The 13,706-nt window shown below is 64.0% G+C and carries 16 protein-coding genes; 12 read left to right on the top strand and 4 right to left on the bottom strand.

What is annotated here, in order from left to right; translation table 11 throughout:
* Positions 1-68: 68 nt before the first annotated feature.
* The 5 genes from RI841_RS02495 to RI841_RS16490 all read left to right on the top strand — a co-directional run bounded on the left by RI841_RS02495 (position 69) and on the right by RI841_RS16490 (position 4,201).
* Positions 69-1,139: a C4-dicarboxylate TRAP transporter substrate-binding protein gene (locus RI841_RS02495; protein ID WP_310704007.1), complete on the top strand. Its 1,071-nt coding sequence runs from the start codon at positions 69-71 to the stop codon at positions 1,137-1,139.
* A 68-nt stretch (positions 1,140-1,207) separates the two neighbouring features.
* The gene (locus RI841_RS02500; RefSeq protein WP_310704009.1) at positions 1,208-1,750 is read left to right on the top strand and encodes a TRAP transporter small permease subunit; all 543 of its coding nucleotides are present in this window, start codon (positions 1,208-1,210) and stop codon (positions 1,748-1,750) included.
* Positions 1,750-3,078 carry a TRAP transporter large permease subunit gene (locus tag RI841_RS02505; protein ID WP_310704010.1) on the top strand — a complete coding sequence of 443 codons (1,329 nt, stop codon included), beginning with the start codon at positions 1,750-1,752 and terminating at the stop codon, positions 3,076-3,078. The genes RI841_RS02500 and RI841_RS02505 overlap by 1 nt, the downstream gene beginning before the upstream one ends.
* A gap of 210 nt (positions 3,079-3,288) precedes the next feature.
* Positions 3,289-3,984, top strand: a complete 696-nt coding sequence (locus tag RI841_RS02510) for a nucleotidyltransferase family protein (RefSeq protein WP_310704011.1) — start codon at positions 3,289-3,291, stop codon at positions 3,982-3,984.
* Complete coding sequence (locus tag RI841_RS16490; protein ID WP_405000901.1) at positions 3,926-4,201, top strand: hypothetical protein; 276 nt, start codon at positions 3,926-3,928, stop codon at positions 4,199-4,201. The genes RI841_RS02510 and RI841_RS16490 overlap by 59 nt, the downstream gene beginning before the upstream one ends.
* 145 nt (positions 4,202-4,346) lie before the next feature.
* On the opposite strand, the gene RI841_RS02515 is transcribed toward RI841_RS16490, so the two are convergent.
* The 3 genes from RI841_RS02515 to RI841_RS02525 form a co-directional block, all read right to left on the bottom strand.
* The gene (locus RI841_RS02515) at positions 4,347-4,637 is read right to left on the bottom strand and encodes a DUF1330 domain-containing protein (RefSeq protein ID WP_310704013.1); all 291 of its coding nucleotides are present in this window, start codon (positions 4,635-4,637) and stop codon (positions 4,347-4,349) included.
* A gap of 47 nt (positions 4,638-4,684) precedes the next feature.
* Entirely contained in the window at positions 4,685-5,251 is a 567-nt protein-coding gene (locus RI841_RS02520) for a carbon monoxide dehydrogenase subunit G (protein WP_310704015.1), read from the bottom strand.
* A 237-nt stretch (positions 5,252-5,488) separates the two neighbouring features.
* On the bottom strand, positions 5,489-6,166 hold the full coding sequence (locus tag RI841_RS02525) for a TetR/AcrR family transcriptional regulator (RefSeq protein ID WP_310704016.1): 678 nt from the start codon (positions 6,164-6,166) through the stop codon (positions 5,489-5,491).
* A 160-nt stretch (positions 6,167-6,326) separates the two neighbouring features.
* On the opposite strand from RI841_RS02525, the gene RI841_RS02530 reads away from it, so the two are divergent.
* From RI841_RS02530 to RI841_RS02555, 7 genes are all read left to right on the top strand, one after another.
* Positions 6,327-7,226 (top strand): xanthine dehydrogenase family protein subunit M, encoded by a 900-nt coding sequence (locus RI841_RS02530; RefSeq protein ID WP_310704017.1) that lies wholly within the window; start codon positions 6,327-6,329, stop codon positions 7,224-7,226.
* Positions 7,223-7,714, top strand: a complete 492-nt coding sequence (locus tag RI841_RS02535) for a 2Fe-2S iron-sulfur cluster-binding protein (protein WP_310704018.1) — start codon at positions 7,223-7,225, stop codon at positions 7,712-7,714. The genes RI841_RS02530 and RI841_RS02535 overlap by 4 nt, the downstream gene beginning before the upstream one ends.
* Complete coding sequence (locus tag RI841_RS02540; RefSeq protein WP_310704019.1) at positions 7,711-10,092, top strand: xanthine dehydrogenase family protein molybdopterin-binding subunit; 2,382 nt, start codon at positions 7,711-7,713, stop codon at positions 10,090-10,092. The genes RI841_RS02535 and RI841_RS02540 overlap by 4 nt, the downstream gene beginning before the upstream one ends.
* 70 nt (positions 10,093-10,162) lie before the next feature.
* A complete protein-coding gene (locus RI841_RS02545) occupies positions 10,163-11,143 on the top strand; it encodes an XdhC family protein (protein WP_310704020.1) in 981 nt (326 codons plus the stop codon).
* Positions 11,144-11,280: 137 nt separating this feature from the next.
* Positions 11,281-11,478: a transposase family protein gene (locus tag RI841_RS16495; protein ID WP_405000902.1), complete on the top strand. Its 198-nt coding sequence runs from the start codon at positions 11,281-11,283 to the stop codon at positions 11,476-11,478.
* 75 nt (positions 11,479-11,553) lie between these two features.
* Positions 11,554-12,288, top strand: a complete 735-nt coding sequence (locus RI841_RS02550) for an NAD-dependent deacylase (protein WP_310704021.1) — start codon at positions 11,554-11,556, stop codon at positions 12,286-12,288.
* 74 nt (positions 12,289-12,362) lie between these two features.
* Positions 12,363-13,115: a DTW domain-containing protein gene (locus RI841_RS02555; RefSeq protein WP_310704022.1), complete on the top strand. Its 753-nt coding sequence runs from the start codon at positions 12,363-12,365 to the stop codon at positions 13,113-13,115.
* A gap of 29 nt (positions 13,116-13,144) precedes the next feature.
* On the opposite strand, the gene RI841_RS02560 is transcribed toward RI841_RS02555, so the two are convergent.
* A complete protein-coding gene (locus tag RI841_RS02560) occupies positions 13,145-13,483 on the bottom strand; it encodes a c-type cytochrome (protein ID WP_310704023.1) in 339 nt (112 codons plus the stop codon).
* Positions 13,484-13,706: the final 223 nt, after the last annotated feature.

The following is a 13,706-nucleotide window of genomic DNA, read 5'->3' on the forward strand; positions in this document are numbered from 1 at the left end:
GCTCCTCCCTTGCCGAGGCAGAGGGTACCGTCCAGCGTGACGGTCGTCTGCAACTGGAGGATATAACAATGAAACTATTCAAGGCCGGCCTTGCCGGTGCGCTTGCCCTGGGTGTGGGGCTCGCAAGCACCAACGCCGTTGCGGCAGAACGCATCACCGTCAACATCGGTTCCAGCCACCCGGTTCAGAACATCTGGGTGTGGGCAATGAAGAACGTTTTCCAGCCCGAGGTAGACCGCCTCCTGGAAGAGCAGGGCGGAGACTACGAAATCCGCTGGCGCGAGAACTACGGCGGCACCCTGTATAAGTTCTCCGAGACCCGCAAGGCGGTGAAGGACGGTATCGTCGACGTCGGCATGATCGGCACCGTTTGGGAAGAATCCGACCTGCCGCTGCAGAACGTCACCTACTACACCCCGTTCGCCACCGACGATCACAAGCTGATCATCCAGATCTTCGACGACCTCAGCCAGAACCTGCCGGAACTGCGCGACAGCTGGCACAGGGAGAACCTGGTGCACTTGTCGACGTTGGTGACCGACAGCTACGACATCTACGGCACCAGTCAGATCAAAACGCTGGACGATATCCAGAACATGCGCCTGAACGCCCCCGGCACCTCCGCCAACTGGCTCAAGGGTACCGGTGCCATCCCCGTCGATGGCGGCCTGACCACCTACTACACCAACATCCAGACCGGCGTCACCGAGGGCACCCTGTCCTTCGCCAGCGGCATCGGCCCGGCCCGGGTGCAAGAGGTCGCACCGGAACTGACCCGTGTCGGCTTCGGCTCCATGGCCTTCGGTGCCGTGGCTGTCAACAAGCGCTTTTTCGACGGCCTGCCGGAGGATGTCCAGGCCGCGTTCCGCGAGGCTGGCGGGATCACGTCCGAGCGTCACGGCGAGCATGTCGCCAGGACCGCCGAGGAGTGGCTGGCCAAGATGCAGGAAGAGGGGCTGGTGATCCATGAGCTGCCGGCCACCGAGAAGCAGCGCTGGGTGGACGGCCTGCCGAACCTGGTCGGCCCGTGGCTGGAGGCCAATGGCCAAGATGCCGAGGTGGTCCTGAAGGCCTACTTCGACAAGCTGCGCGAGAACGGCGTCGAGCCGTTGCGCGCCTGGGACGCCGCCGCCCGCTAAGCCGGCCATGGTACCAGGGCCGCGCCGGCCGGCGCGGCCTTCTTCCAAGTCACGATACGAGGCTCGCCATGAGCATCACGCATAACGCAACGCCGTCCGGTGTCGGCTGGTTCGTGCGCCTTGCTGACCTGCTGGCCGCCCTCGGCACATTCTGGATCTTCGTCCTGATGGGGCTGGTAGTGGCGGATGTCGCCGGGCGCAACTTTCTCGACACGCCGCTGACGGGTGTCGCCGAGTTCGCCGGGCTGTCCGTGGCGGCCATTGTCTTCCTGCAACTGGGAGCGGGCATCCTCGGTGGCCGCATGACCCGCGCGGGCTTCTTGATCGACATGATCGGCCGCCGCCTGCCGCGGCTGCGGCTGGCGCTGGATGTAGTGTACGCCTTGGTGGGCAGCGTCATGTTCGCGCTGCTGACCTATGTCGCCTGGCCGGAGCTGGTGCAGTCCTGGCAGAGCAACGAGTTCTACGGCGTGCGTGGCCTCTACATGATTCCGGGCTGGCCCTTCCGCGTCCTGGCATTGATCGGGGCAGCGATGGCGAGCCTGGCCTACCTGTTTCTGATTCCGGTTCTGCTGTGTCGGGGATCGGCCGATACAACGAGGGCTTCCTGATGAGCGATCTCGGCCTCACCGCCCTGGTGATCGGCACACTTGTCCTGCTGGTGCTGATGGGAATGCATATTGCCGTGGCCCTGCTGACAGTGGCCTTCGTCGGCATATGGGTCATCCGGGACAACTTCGACTTGGCCCTGCAGATGATGTACATGTCGGCTTATAGCGGCATATCCAGCTACATCTTCGCCACCATCCCATTATTCGTCCTGATGGGCTTGCTGGTCAGTATCTCCAATATCGGCAAGGACACCTTCGACGTCGCCGAGACCCTGCTGCGACGCGTAGCCGGCGGCCTGGGGGTGGCCACAGTGGCGGCGAACACGGTATTCGCCGCCGTAACCGGCGTTTCCATCGCCTCGGCGGCGGTGTTCACCAAGGTGGCGGTTCCCGAGATGGCCCGCCATGGCTATCGCAAGGCCTTCGCCGCCGGCACCGTGGCGGGCAGTTCGGTGCTGGGTATGCTTGTGCCGCCGAGTCTGCTGCTTATCGTCTACGGTGTGCTGGCGGAGGAGTCCATCGGCAAGTTGTTCATTGCCGGGCTGATCCCGGGCGTGATACTGGCGTTCAGCTTCGTGGGGATGATTGTGCTGCTGGCGCTGTTTGCCCCGCGCTTCGTGTTCGATGTCGAGCGCCTGCGGGAACTGGGCGACGCCCGGCGGATTCAGCCACGGCTCACCGGCAAGCAGATGGCGGGCAAGTCCCTGCCCATCATCACCCTGGTACTGCTGGTCTTGGGCGGGCTCTACAGCGGCTTTTTCACGCCTACCGAAGCGGGCGGCATGGGGGCCTTTGGTGCCTTCGTCATCGCTCTTTTGCGACGCTCGCTGACGCTGAAGCGGATGTGGGAGGTGCTGCGCGAGACCGGTGGCGTATCCATCAGCATCCTGATTCTGCTGATCGCCGCACTCTTCTATAGCCGTATGCTTGCCATGGCTGGTGTGCCCATGGCTATCTCGGATCTGGTGCTGGATGCCGGTCTGAGTCCTTATGGCTTCCTGGCGCTGTACGTGCTGATCGTGCTGCTGATGGGCATGATCCTGGACTCGACCTCGATCCTGCTGGTGATGACCCCGATCGCGGCTCCGATTGCCGTGGACTTCGGCTTCGATCTGATCCACTTCGGCATCATCACCGTGATTGCGGTGGAGATCGGCCTGTTGACACCGCCCTTCGGCATCTCGATCTTCACCGTGAAATCCACACTCAATGACGAGCGTGTGTCGGTGGAGTCCATCTTCGGCGGGGTGCTGCCATACGTCGGGGTGATGCTCGTCGTCCTGGCGCTGATTGCGGCGTTCCCACCGCTGACTCTGGCCCTGGTCTGAGGGCATACCTGACGCGAGAGCGGTCCCTGTCCTGCCTTTGCTTCCTCGGCACGTGCTGCGTCGAAGAGGGCGGTCTATCCCCAGGTCGGTGAACACCGTACTTGAGGGCAGAGACCAGCGGCTGAGGTGGACATGGCCCACTGGTCGTGCCGGGGCTTGCCCTCACGAACAGCAAACGACATCACCGTCTATCCCGGAGGCCGTGGGCCAATGAAACAACCGGTTCCCCTGGACGATTTGCAACTGCTCAGCCGCGCCCAGGACTGGCGTCGCGAGCACCGCAATGGGGTGCTCCAGCGCCCCCGTGTCGCTGGCCTGGTGCTGGCGGCCGGTGGCTCACGCCGGATGGGCCAGGCCAACAAACTGCTCCAGCCTTGGCGGGGCGAGGCGCTGGTGCGGCATGTGGTGCGCGCGGTGGTGAAAAGCGGTGCAGCACCTGTCTATCTGGTGGTCGGCCACCAGGCCGAGGCCGTCATCCAGGCGACGGAAGACCTGCCCGTGATGGTCGTCCACAACCCCGACCACGCCGAGGGGCTCTCCAGCAGCCTGCGGGCGGGACTGTGCGCCCTGCCCGACGAGATCGACGGCGTACTGGTGGCCCTGGGGGACATGCCGCGAGTCAACCCGAGGGATCTAGGTTGTCTACAGGCCGCCTTCGACCCCAACGAAGGCCGGGCGATCTGTGTGCCGACTTATCAGGGCAAGCGTGGCAACCCGGTGCTGCTGGGTCGGCAGTTATTCGCCGAGCTACAGCGTCTAGAGGGAGACCGGGGCGCGCGGAGCCTGATCGGGGGCCATGAGGACCTGGTAACCGAAGTGGCCGTGGAGGGGGCTGGTGTGCTCCTGGATGTGGACACGCCCGCCGCCCTGGAGCAGCTGCGGCGGGGCGCGGCGAGGGCTTCGTGAACGCCCTGCCCCGGTACTCGCCACGGCGCACCCGGACGTCTGGTGCAATGTGCATGAGGTCTTCGGCATCGACAGCAACCTGCGCGTGCCGGCTGGCGCGATCTGCAGAAGCAAGGACGCCTGGACCCGCGCCAGTTGCACCGGCAGGTTACCAGCCCGGACTGGACCCTGCCCTACCACCAGCGGGCCGCTCGGTGTCAGCGCGATACCGTGGTGAGTCTGTTGCTGGACAACTCGGCTTCCATGCGCGGACGCAGCCCGCTGGAGCTGGCGCCGGTTCTGACGGAAGAGTTGGCGTGGCTGCTGGCGTCGGCAGCCCCCTCGGGGGAGCGGTGTCTCGGGCCACCCCCTCGAGAGGATGGTCAGGCAAGGCTTTCCACGACCATGAATTGGCCATCGGCCGCTTCAGCTCGGTAGCTGCGCGCTTCCTGGTAGTCCGGGGAGTGGTAGCAAGCCTGGGCCTGCTCGATGCTGTCGAATTCGATGATCACTACCCGCCCAGGGGGCTCGGCGCCTTCCAGGGCCACTTTACGGCCGCCGCGGGCCATTGGCCGGCCGCCGAATTTCTCGATCGCTAACGTGGCACGTTTGGCGTATTCCTGATACGCCTCAGGGTCGTGAACGTCGACCAGAGCGATCCAATAACCAGCCATGCTTGCTCTCCTGTTGTAATTGGGGAAGAGGGTCTCGGCAGCTTTCGCTATAGCAGCATAAGGGCGCCGGCCGCCGCGGCGACGAGAACGCCGGCTGCGATGATCCAGCCCAGGCGCTTAATGACTGCGGTCGGTTGAGCTGACCCTGCTGCGGTGTCCGCGGACGCCTGACCGCCGCTGACCTGTTCGACGAAATTGCGGAAGAAATCATCCGCGGTCTTGCGAACCACGCCCTGGATGACCCGGCTGCCCACACTGGCCAGCTTGCCAGCCACCTCCGCATTGGCGGTGTAGCGCAGCACGGTCTCCTTCGGCCCGCTCTCCTCCAGTTCGACGCGGGCCAAGCCTTTGGCGGAGCCAGCCATGCCGCCCTGGCCCTGGCCGGAGATGGTGTAGCTGTGCGGTGCGTTGATATCGGAGAAGTCTACCTTGCCATTAAAGCGGGCCTTGATGGAGCCGATCTTGCTGACAATCCGGGCGGTGAAGGTGGTGTCTGATTCCTTGTCCAAGGCCTCACAACCGGGGATCGAGGCCTGCAGCACCGCCGGATCATTGAGCGCTTCCCAGACCTGATTTCGTGCTGCGGGGATACGATGCTCACCGGAAATCTCCATAATGCGTCCTCTTCGTTCCGTTATTTATCTTTTGATAACTAAAATGATCATAGCGGCTGAAGCGAAAAAATCAAGGAGAAAAATGCGCCAGGCGCAGGGGGCATGCGTTAGTCAATCTGGCTCGGAGCACAGAGTCAGCATCACATGGCTTTGCTTCGTGGCACCTCTGTCTCAGCTGTAGTGGATCCGACGGCTGGAGCGAGTGGGCATCGCTGGCATATGCCCATCCTACGGCCGCTACTGGTGGGGCAGGGGCCGCTGAGTATCGCGCCTGGCGAAGTGCCAGCGCAGTGTCTCAGGCGTGCCTTCGATGAAGCTGTGAACCACTCGTTCGATGTGACCATCCAGGTCCTCCGGGATGGGCAGGTTGTAGACCCACTTGCGAATGGCCAGGTAATAGATCCCGCCATGGAGATCCCAAGCAAGTTCCAGTTCCTCGGGCTGTAGCGGCACCTTGTCGGTGGAAGGCAACCCCGCCACCTCTCGAAGTTCGGTGCATACCGGCACGAAAAGCTTGTCCTCGACGATACTCAGGTAACGCTTGGTGATGTTCACGCCCTTCAGTCCAGCAAACATGAAGATGCGCACCCACTCATAGTTGAAGATCAACCGGGTGTACTCCTGGTACAGGGCAATCAGTCGTTCCTCTAGAGGCCGGCTGCGGTCTATGATCAGTGCCTCCCAGTGTGGCTGCCAGCGCTTTAAATAGACTTCGTGATAGACCCGTTCGACCAAGCTCTCCTTGCTCGGAAAGTACCGATACAGTAACGGCTGGGTAATCCCCAAGCGCTTGGCCAGTTCCCGCGTTTGACCCTCGAAGCCGACTTCGGCGAAGAAGCGGATTGCTTCGTCGACAATCTGCCGCTCTCGCTGCTCCGGCGTGAGCCGCTGTCGTTTGCCTTTTTCCGCTTCCACCCTCTACTCCTCCCGCTAAGCCTGCTGCCATTTTCATCGCCTGCGTATACGACTACAAGGGCATTGACATCGATCCACCGGCCGCCGCATAGTTAATCAAATGATAAATTGTGGTAGCGCCACCAGTTGCCGCCACTGAGCTGCCGGAGGAGACGAAGACGTGAAGTCGCCACAATTCGACTATGTACGGCCGGGTTCGCTTGACCAAGTGCTGGCCCTGTTGGCCGAACACGGGGATGAGGCCCAAGTGATCGCCGGCGGCCAAAGCCTAGTGCCCACTATGAACATGCGCCTGGCCGCCCCGAGCGTATTGGTGGATCTGAACCACGTCCCCGGTTTGTCCGGCGTCGAACTGCGTGGCAAGTGGCTGCGCATTGGTGCGCTGACGCGTCACGCCGAAATGGTGCGCTCGCCGGAGGTAGCCCGGCACGCCCCTCTGCTAGCCCGTGCGGCGCCCTTCATCGCCCACGAGGCGATCCGCAACCGCGGCACCTTCGGCGGCAGCGTCGCCACTGCCGACCCCGCCTCTGAGTGGCCGGCCTGTTGCCTGACCCTGGGGGCGCGCATTCACCTGGCCAGCCGCAATGGCACCCGAACCGTCCCCGCAGAGGAGTTCTTCGAGGGCGTCTACCAGACCGCTATTGAGCCCCACGAGCTGATCACCCACGTGGAGGTGCCGGCGGCCGCCGGCGGCATGCTCTACGGCTTCGACGAACTAGCCCGGCGCAAAGGGGATTACGCCATCGTCGGACTAGCCGCCCAGGCACGAGTCGGCGCCAAGGGGCCCATGAAATTGCTGCGGCGCAACGACCAACGCCTGTATGAAATAAGGCTGAGCTTCTTCGGTGTGGCCGAGACCCCGATGCTGGCCCAGCAGGCCGCCGCCGCCCTGGAGGGCCGGCCTTTAGACGCCGAAGCCATCCAGGCCGCTCAGTCAGCTCTGGCCGATGACCTCCAACCCCTGAGCGACCTCTACACCTCAGCCGAGGCCAAGACCCACTTAACCCGCGTGCTTCTCGGCCGAGTGCTGCACGCATTGAGCGGAGACCCTAGTGCATGAGTGACACCAACTACGCTCTCAACCTGACCGTTAATGGCGAGCACGTCAGCTGCCATGTCAGTCCGCGACTTTCCTTGGCCGACTTTCTACGCGAAGAACTTCACTTGACCGGCACTCACGTCGGCTGCGAACAGGGCGCCTGCGGCGCTTGCACCGTGCGCTACAACGGCGATCAAGTGCGCGCCTGCCTGATGTACGCCGTGCAGGCCGAAGGGGCGGAGATCGAGACCGTCGAGGGTATTACCGAGAGTGGTGAACTCGCCGTCCTGCAAGAGGCCTTCCACCGCAACAACGCCCTGCAGTGCGGCTTCTGTACACCGGGTATGCTGATAGCCGCCGCTGACCTGTTAAAGCACAACCCCAACCCGGACCGGGAGCAGATTCGTGCCGGGATATCCGGCAACTACTGCCGCTGCACCGGCTATCATGCCATTGTCGACGCCGTGGCCGAGACCTGCAGCAGGGGCAACAAGGAGGCTGCGGAATGAGCGAAAATCCTCACTTGAGCGTCTTGGATCGCCCGAACAGCTATATCGGCCGCAGTGTGCCGCGGCCCAACGCGCGCCGACTGCTGGCGGGACGCGGTCAGTACCCCACCGACGTCAGCCTGCCGCGCATGGTTCACGTAGCCTTCGCCCGCAGCCCCTTTGCCCACGCCCGCATCGCCGGGGTCGACACCGAGGCTGCCCGTCAAGCGCCCGGAGTGGTGGGCGTGTTCACCAGCGAGGACATTGCTAAGATCTGCGAGCCTTGGGTCGGCACCCTGGAACACTTCGCCGGCATGAAGTCTGCGCCGCAGTACCCGCTGGCCCACAATGTGGTCCGCTGGCAGGGCGAGCCGGTGGTAGCAGTGGTGGCCCAGACACGCGCCCTGGCCGAGGACGCGCTGGAGCTGTTGCTGATCGACTACGAGGAACTGCCCGCGGTCACCGACCCGGAGACTGCCCTGGATCCGGATACACCATTGATCCACCCTGAGCTGGGCGACAACCTCGTTTTCGGCAGCAAGGTGGAGGCTGGCAACATCGAGCGCGCCTTCACCGAGGCGGACTTGGTGGTGGAGGACGAATTCCACTTCGGCCGCCACACCGGGGTGACCCTGGAACCCCGGGTGGTGGTGGCCGACTATGATCCTAGCGAGGAGCGTCTGACCGCCTACCACGGCACTCAGACGCCCTATCAGATGCAGGATGTCTACGCCCGCCACCTCGGCTTGGCCGAGGAGAACGTGCGGGTGGTGGTGAAGGACATCGGTGGTGCATTCGGCGTCAAGCTTCACGTTCACGGGGAGGAAATGACCACCTGTGCGCTGAGCATGCTGCTCAAACGCCCGGTGAAGTGGTCGGCGGACCGGCTGGAGTCCTTCGTCAGCGACATTCACGCCCGCGACCACCGGGTGCGCGCTCGGCTGGCCCTGACCAAGGACGGCCGCATCCTCGGTTATGACGTGGACGACCTCACCGGTGTCGGGGCCTATTCGGTGTACCCGCGCACTAGCGCAGTAGAGGGCAACCAGGTCATCAAGCTGGTGGGCGCCCCGTACACCCAGCAGCACTACCGGGCGGTACTCAAGGTAGTGCTACAGAACAAGAACGTCATGAGCCAGTACCGGGCAGTGGGCCACCCCATCGCCTTCACCGTCACCGAGGCGTTGGTGGACAAGGCTGCTGCCGAGCTGGGGATGGACCCGGCGGAACTCCGTGCCCGTAACTATGTCTCCGACGACGCCTACCCCTATAAGACCGCCAGCGGCTTCACCTACGAAGGACTGTCCCTGCAGCGCTCGCTGGAGAAGCTCAAGGAGATGATCGACTATCCAGGGTTGCGCGAGGAGCAGCGGGAGCTCCGGGAAAAGGGGGTCTACCGTGGCATTGGCATGGCTACCTTTGTGGAAATTACCGCCCCAGGGCCGGCCTTCTACGGCGTCGGCGGCGCCCGCATTTCCTCACAGGATGGCTGCTCAATGAGGCTCGAGCCCTCGGGCAAGGTGCAACTCGCGATCAGTATCAACGAACTCGGCCAGGGCACCGAGACTATCGTCGCCCAGATCGCTGCTACCGAACTCGGCATCGCGATGGAGGACATCCGTGTCGTCACCGGCGATACCGGCGCGACTCCCTACGGAGGCGCCGCCTGGGCTTCCCGGGCAGCGGCCATTGGCGGCGAAGCCACCGTGCGTGCCGCCCGAGCCCTGCGCGACAGCATTCTGGAGGTAGCTGGGGCTGCCCTGCAGACATCCCCGTCAGAGCTCGATCTGCGCGACGGTCTGGTGGTCAGCCGCGAGGACGGCGAGGAGCGAATTAGCATCGCCGAGGTTGGCCGGATCGCCTACTTCCGCAGTGACACCCTACCCCCAGGATTCCAGCCTCAGCTCTCGGTAGTACGCCACTACTCGCCGCAGGGCCTGCCCTTCGCCTTCACCAACGGCGTGCACGCTTCCTATGTGGAAGTGGACGTAGATACCGGTCTGGTGCGTCTTCTAAAACACTGGGTGGTGGAAGACTGCGGCCGGGTGTTGAACCCGAAGTTGGTGGACGAACAGGCCCGGGGTGGCGTCGCCCAGGGCATCGGTATGGCCCTGTTCGAGGAGTGCCTATACAGCGCCGATGGCCAACTCACGAACGGCAGCCTTGCGGATTATCTTGTACCGCTGTCCTCTGAGCTGCCCGACATCGAGGTGGCCCATATAGAGACGCCCAGTCAGTACACGGAAATCGGTGCCAAAGGCGCCGGCGAGGCTGGCACTGCTGCCTCACCGGCAGCGATCATGAATGCCGTTAATGATGCGATTGCCCCGTTGGGCGGGCGGATTACCGCCATGCCCATGACGCCCGAGCGCATCCTGCGCAGCCTCAAACGCATTTAGCGCCAATGCGGAGTCCCACCGGAAAGGGCAACCGGGACCTGCCTATCGGCAACCAGCTGGGGAGCGGATCATGCAGCATCTGGACCTGAAGGTCATGGAGCGCGCCTTGGCGTGGGCCCGTGAGGGTGAAACGCTGTGGCTGTGTACCGTACTCGCCACCTTCGGCTCCTCGCCCCGGGAGCCCGGCTCCTGGCTGGTGGCGCGGCGGGACGGTCGTCATGTTGGGTCACTCTCCGGCGGCTGTGTCGAGGAAGACTTCCTCGCCCGGCTGCGTGACGGCGAGTTCGATCGTCCGGTGTCCACCTTGTGCTATGGAGACCCGGAGGCCCCTCGAGGCCCTCGGATCCGACTACCCTGTGGAGGCATCCTGGAAGTACTGATCGAGCGACTCCCGCCGAATGCCACTACCCTGGCGCACTACGAAGCGCTACACGATGCATTGGTGGGTCGCCGCCATCTGGTTCGCTGCGTCGATCCGGCCACCGGGGCCATGCATTGTCTCGATGACCAGGACGTGGGGCCGCGGGTCATGCGGGATGTCGAGAGTGGCATGATACGAATGCGCGTCGGGCCGACGGCCCGGCTGATTATCGCCGGCATTTCGTCGGTTTCTGTGGCCTGCGCCGAGTTTGCTCGTGCTCTGGGCTTTGAGGTGATTGTCTGTGACCCTCGCGAGGAGGCTCGCCTCGACTTCAACGTACCCGGCGTTGAGCTACGCTCGGAACTGCCCTCACTGTATATCGCATCAGGCGCCTGCCATGCGGCCACTGCCGTGGTGGCCCTGACCCACGACCCGCGCATCGACGACCTGGCCATGATCGAAGCGGTGCGAACGCCTGCTTTTTACATCGGGGTGATGGGCTCGCAGCGGACGTCCGAGGCGCGCGCCGAGCGGCTATGCCGTTCCGGCGGCCTGACCGACGACGACATCGACCGCCTGCACATGCCGATCGGCCTGTCGCTTGGCAGCAAGACGCCTGCCGAGATCGCTTTGGCAGTGATGGCCGATATCCTGCGCGTACAGCGTGGTAGAGCCCGCGATTCGCTCTAAGCCTGGCTGTGCTGGAGTCACGAGGGCAATCACACGTCGATATTCGTTCGCGATTGAATCACAAGAAAGGATTCGATATGGCTGAGGCATCTGACCAGACGAAGCCATACCCCAGTTTGTCGTGTCGATTCTGAAACATCGTCACCCACGTTACCGACCCGCGTCATCACGGCAAGATGCAGCACTCCTTTACGGATGTCACCACTGTTGCTGTCTGCGGCATCTGCATGGCCTTTGACACTTTTGAGCAAATCGAAATTTGGGCCAAGGAGAAGATCGGCGGCCGCTGTGCGCAGTGCCGTGCAGGCTGTTCATGGCCAGGTATGGGGTGGTAATTTCCCCCAGCAGGACATGCCTCTGTGTTGTTGAGCGGTAATGGGCACGGGCGCCTTGGTGATGGGAGATGGAGAATGGCGAAACAGCGCGCGCCGCATCTGGTGGTGCTCACCGGGGCCGGCATCAGTGCCGAGAGCGGCATCCAGACCTTCCGCGCCAGCGATGGCCTGTGGGCGGACCACCCCGTGGAGGAGGTTGCCACGCCCGAGGCCTGGCGTCGGGACCCCGAGCGGGTGCTGCGCTTCTACGATCGGCGCCGCGAGCAGGTGCGCCGCGCCCGCCCCAATGCCGCCCACAAGGCCCTGGCGGCGCTGGAGAAGAAGGGCTTCCGGGTCAGCATCATTACCCAGAACATCGATGACTTGCACGAGCGCGCCGGATCACGCCATGTGCTGCACCTGCATGGCGAGATCCTCAAGGCGCGCTCCTCGGTCGACCCGCGCATGCACTACCCGCTGCCCCGCGGCGGCATCCGCCTGGGTGACATCTGTGACAAGGGCAGCCAGTTGCGCCCGGACGTGGTGTGGTTCGGCGAGAGTGTGCCGCACTTTGCGGACGCCTGTGAGATCGCCGCCCAGGCCGACCTGCTGCTGGTAGTCGGGACCTCGCTCGCCGTGATGCCGGCGGCCTCGTTGCTCGATCATGCCCCCCTTGACGCCCCCTGCGTGCTGGTCGACCCCGAGGCCGATGCCCTGGCTCCGCCGGGCGTCACCCGCGTCGGCCAGCCGGCCGGGAAAGGCGTGCCTGCGCTGGTGCGACACTGGAAGCGTGAGGGAAGGCTCTGGCTGCCGGAAACGGTGCTCGAATAGGAAAGGGGCAAGACGCAAGACGCGCAAGGCTCATGCTAGAATGCCGCCCCTTCGGCTTCGGGACCATGCCCCACATGCAGGACGACACCTTCCACGACACTGTCATCGAGCGCGATCCCGCCACCGGTCATCCGCGGCCGCCACGCCGCGAGTTCAAGGCGCGGGGCAGCTTCGTTACCCGTTGCGAGGGCTGCAACCTGCCGGTGCTCAACTGCCTCTGTCCCTACCGGGTCATCGCCACGAGTGATGCGAGAGTGTGGCTGCTCACCCACCCCCTGGAGCACCACAAGCCCACCAATACCGGGCGGCTCATCGGCGACGTCCTGCCCGACACCGAGGTCTTTACCTGGTACCGCACGGTACCCGACGAGCGGCTGTTGGCGCTGCTCGAGGACAAGCGCTACGCGCCCTTCGTGATCTTCCCCGACGACCAGCCGGACTATGCCGAACGGGTGGTGGGCATGGATAGCGTGACCGAGCAGCAGCAAGGGGGCAGGACCCCGGTCTTTATCATCCTCGACGGGACCTGGCGGCAGGCACGGCGGATCTTCCGCAAGAGCCCCTACCTCGACTGGCTGCCGGTGCTGCCCCTGGCTACCGAGCGGCTGACTCGCTATCGACTGCGCAAGCCGGCCTCCGCCGCCCACCTCTGTACCGCCGAGGTGGCCACCGAACTGCTGCGACAGGCCGGAGACGCGGAGGCGGCCGAAGTGCTCGACGACTATTTCGATGCCTTCAACGACAGCTACGCTGCCAGTCGGCGCCACGAGAAGCTCGAGGCACCGACGGCGGCGATGCGGCGTCTGCTGGAACGTGCCCGTCGCTGAGCCTGCGTCCTTGCCCGCCTTGCGGGGGCTCACTCCTCGTGCTTGCTCAGGATCCAGTCGACCAGCTGCCCGGCCTCCTCCTCGCTCACCTCGACGCGCTCGCTGGCGTCCGGCATGGTCGCGGATCCCCAGTGATCCTCGCCCCCCGTCATCACGACCTCGATCAGGTAACCCCTCATCTCTCCCTCGGAGTATTTGGCGGCGATACTGTTGAAGCTCGGTGCCCTCGGGGTGTCATCGTCCCGGGCGTGGCAACTCAGGCACTGCTTCTCCTCTGCCAGCTGCAGCATGTCCTCGGACTCCGCAGATGCAGAGGTGGCGCCCAGCAAAAGGGCGATCAGTGCCATGGATGCAGTAGTCGTTTTCATGTCCTCGCTCCCCCTGTTCATCCGGAGACCTTCATCCGGATGCTCGCTATGGATGGTGGTATGAAAGGACTGCAACGACGGCGCCCATGGGATCGATGCGATAAGCGTTGCAGCTGCCTTGAACATAGTCCAGCTACCACGCCATGGCCATGAAGCGGGCTCTGCATTTTCTCATGTCGATGTCCGCCACTTTCTGTCTTGCGAGCACTCGGCCCCGGTGGTG

Origin of the sequence: Halomonas sp. (genome assembly GCF_031581305.1) — a bacterium.
In the GTDB taxonomy this organism is placed as follows: domain Bacteria; phylum Pseudomonadota; class Gammaproteobacteria; order Pseudomonadales; family Halomonadaceae; genus Halomonas.

What these genes read in the sequence shown, in the direction of transcription:
- RI841_RS02495 (WP_310704007.1), top strand. Translation starts at nt 69, where the DNA reads ATGAAACTATTCAAGGCCGGCCTTGCCGGTGCGCTTGCCCTGGGTGTG.
- RI841_RS02500 (WP_310704009.1), top strand. Translation starts at nt 1,208, where the DNA reads ATGAGCATCACGCATAACGCAACGCCGTCCGGTGTCGGCTGGTTCGTG.
- RI841_RS02505 (WP_310704010.1), top strand. Translation starts at nt 1,750, where the DNA reads ATGAGCGATCTCGGCCTCACCGCCCTGGTGATCGGCACACTTGTCCTG.
- RI841_RS02510 (WP_310704011.1), top strand. Translation starts at nt 3,289, where the DNA reads ATGAAACAACCGGTTCCCCTGGACGATTTGCAACTGCTCAGCCGCGCC.
- RI841_RS16490 (WP_405000901.1), top strand. Translation starts at nt 3,926, where the DNA reads ATGTGGACACGCCCGCCGCCCTGGAGCAGCTGCGGCGGGGCGCGGCGA.
- RI841_RS02515 (WP_310704013.1), bottom strand. Translation starts at nt 4,637, where the DNA reads ATGGCTGGTTATTGGATCGCTCTGGTCGACGTTCACGACCCTGAGGCG.
- RI841_RS02520 (WP_310704015.1), bottom strand. Translation starts at nt 5,251, where the DNA reads ATGGAGATTTCCGGTGAGCATCGTATCCCCGCAGCACGAAATCAGGTC.
- RI841_RS02535 (WP_310704018.1), top strand. Translation starts at nt 7,223, where the DNA reads ATGAGTGACACCAACTACGCTCTCAACCTGACCGTTAATGGCGAGCAC.
- RI841_RS02540 (WP_310704019.1), top strand. Translation starts at nt 7,711, where the DNA reads ATGAGCGAAAATCCTCACTTGAGCGTCTTGGATCGCCCGAACAGCTAT.
- RI841_RS02545 (WP_310704020.1), top strand. Translation starts at nt 10,163, where the DNA reads ATGCAGCATCTGGACCTGAAGGTCATGGAGCGCGCCTTGGCGTGGGCC.
- RI841_RS02550 (WP_310704021.1), top strand. Translation starts at nt 11,554, where the DNA reads ATGGCGAAACAGCGCGCGCCGCATCTGGTGGTGCTCACCGGGGCCGGC.
- RI841_RS02555 (WP_310704022.1), top strand. Translation starts at nt 12,363, where the DNA reads ATGCAGGACGACACCTTCCACGACACTGTCATCGAGCGCGATCCCGCC.
- RI841_RS02560 (WP_310704023.1), bottom strand. Translation starts at nt 13,483, where the DNA reads ATGAAAACGACTACTGCATCCATGGCACTGATCGCCCTTTTGCTGGGC.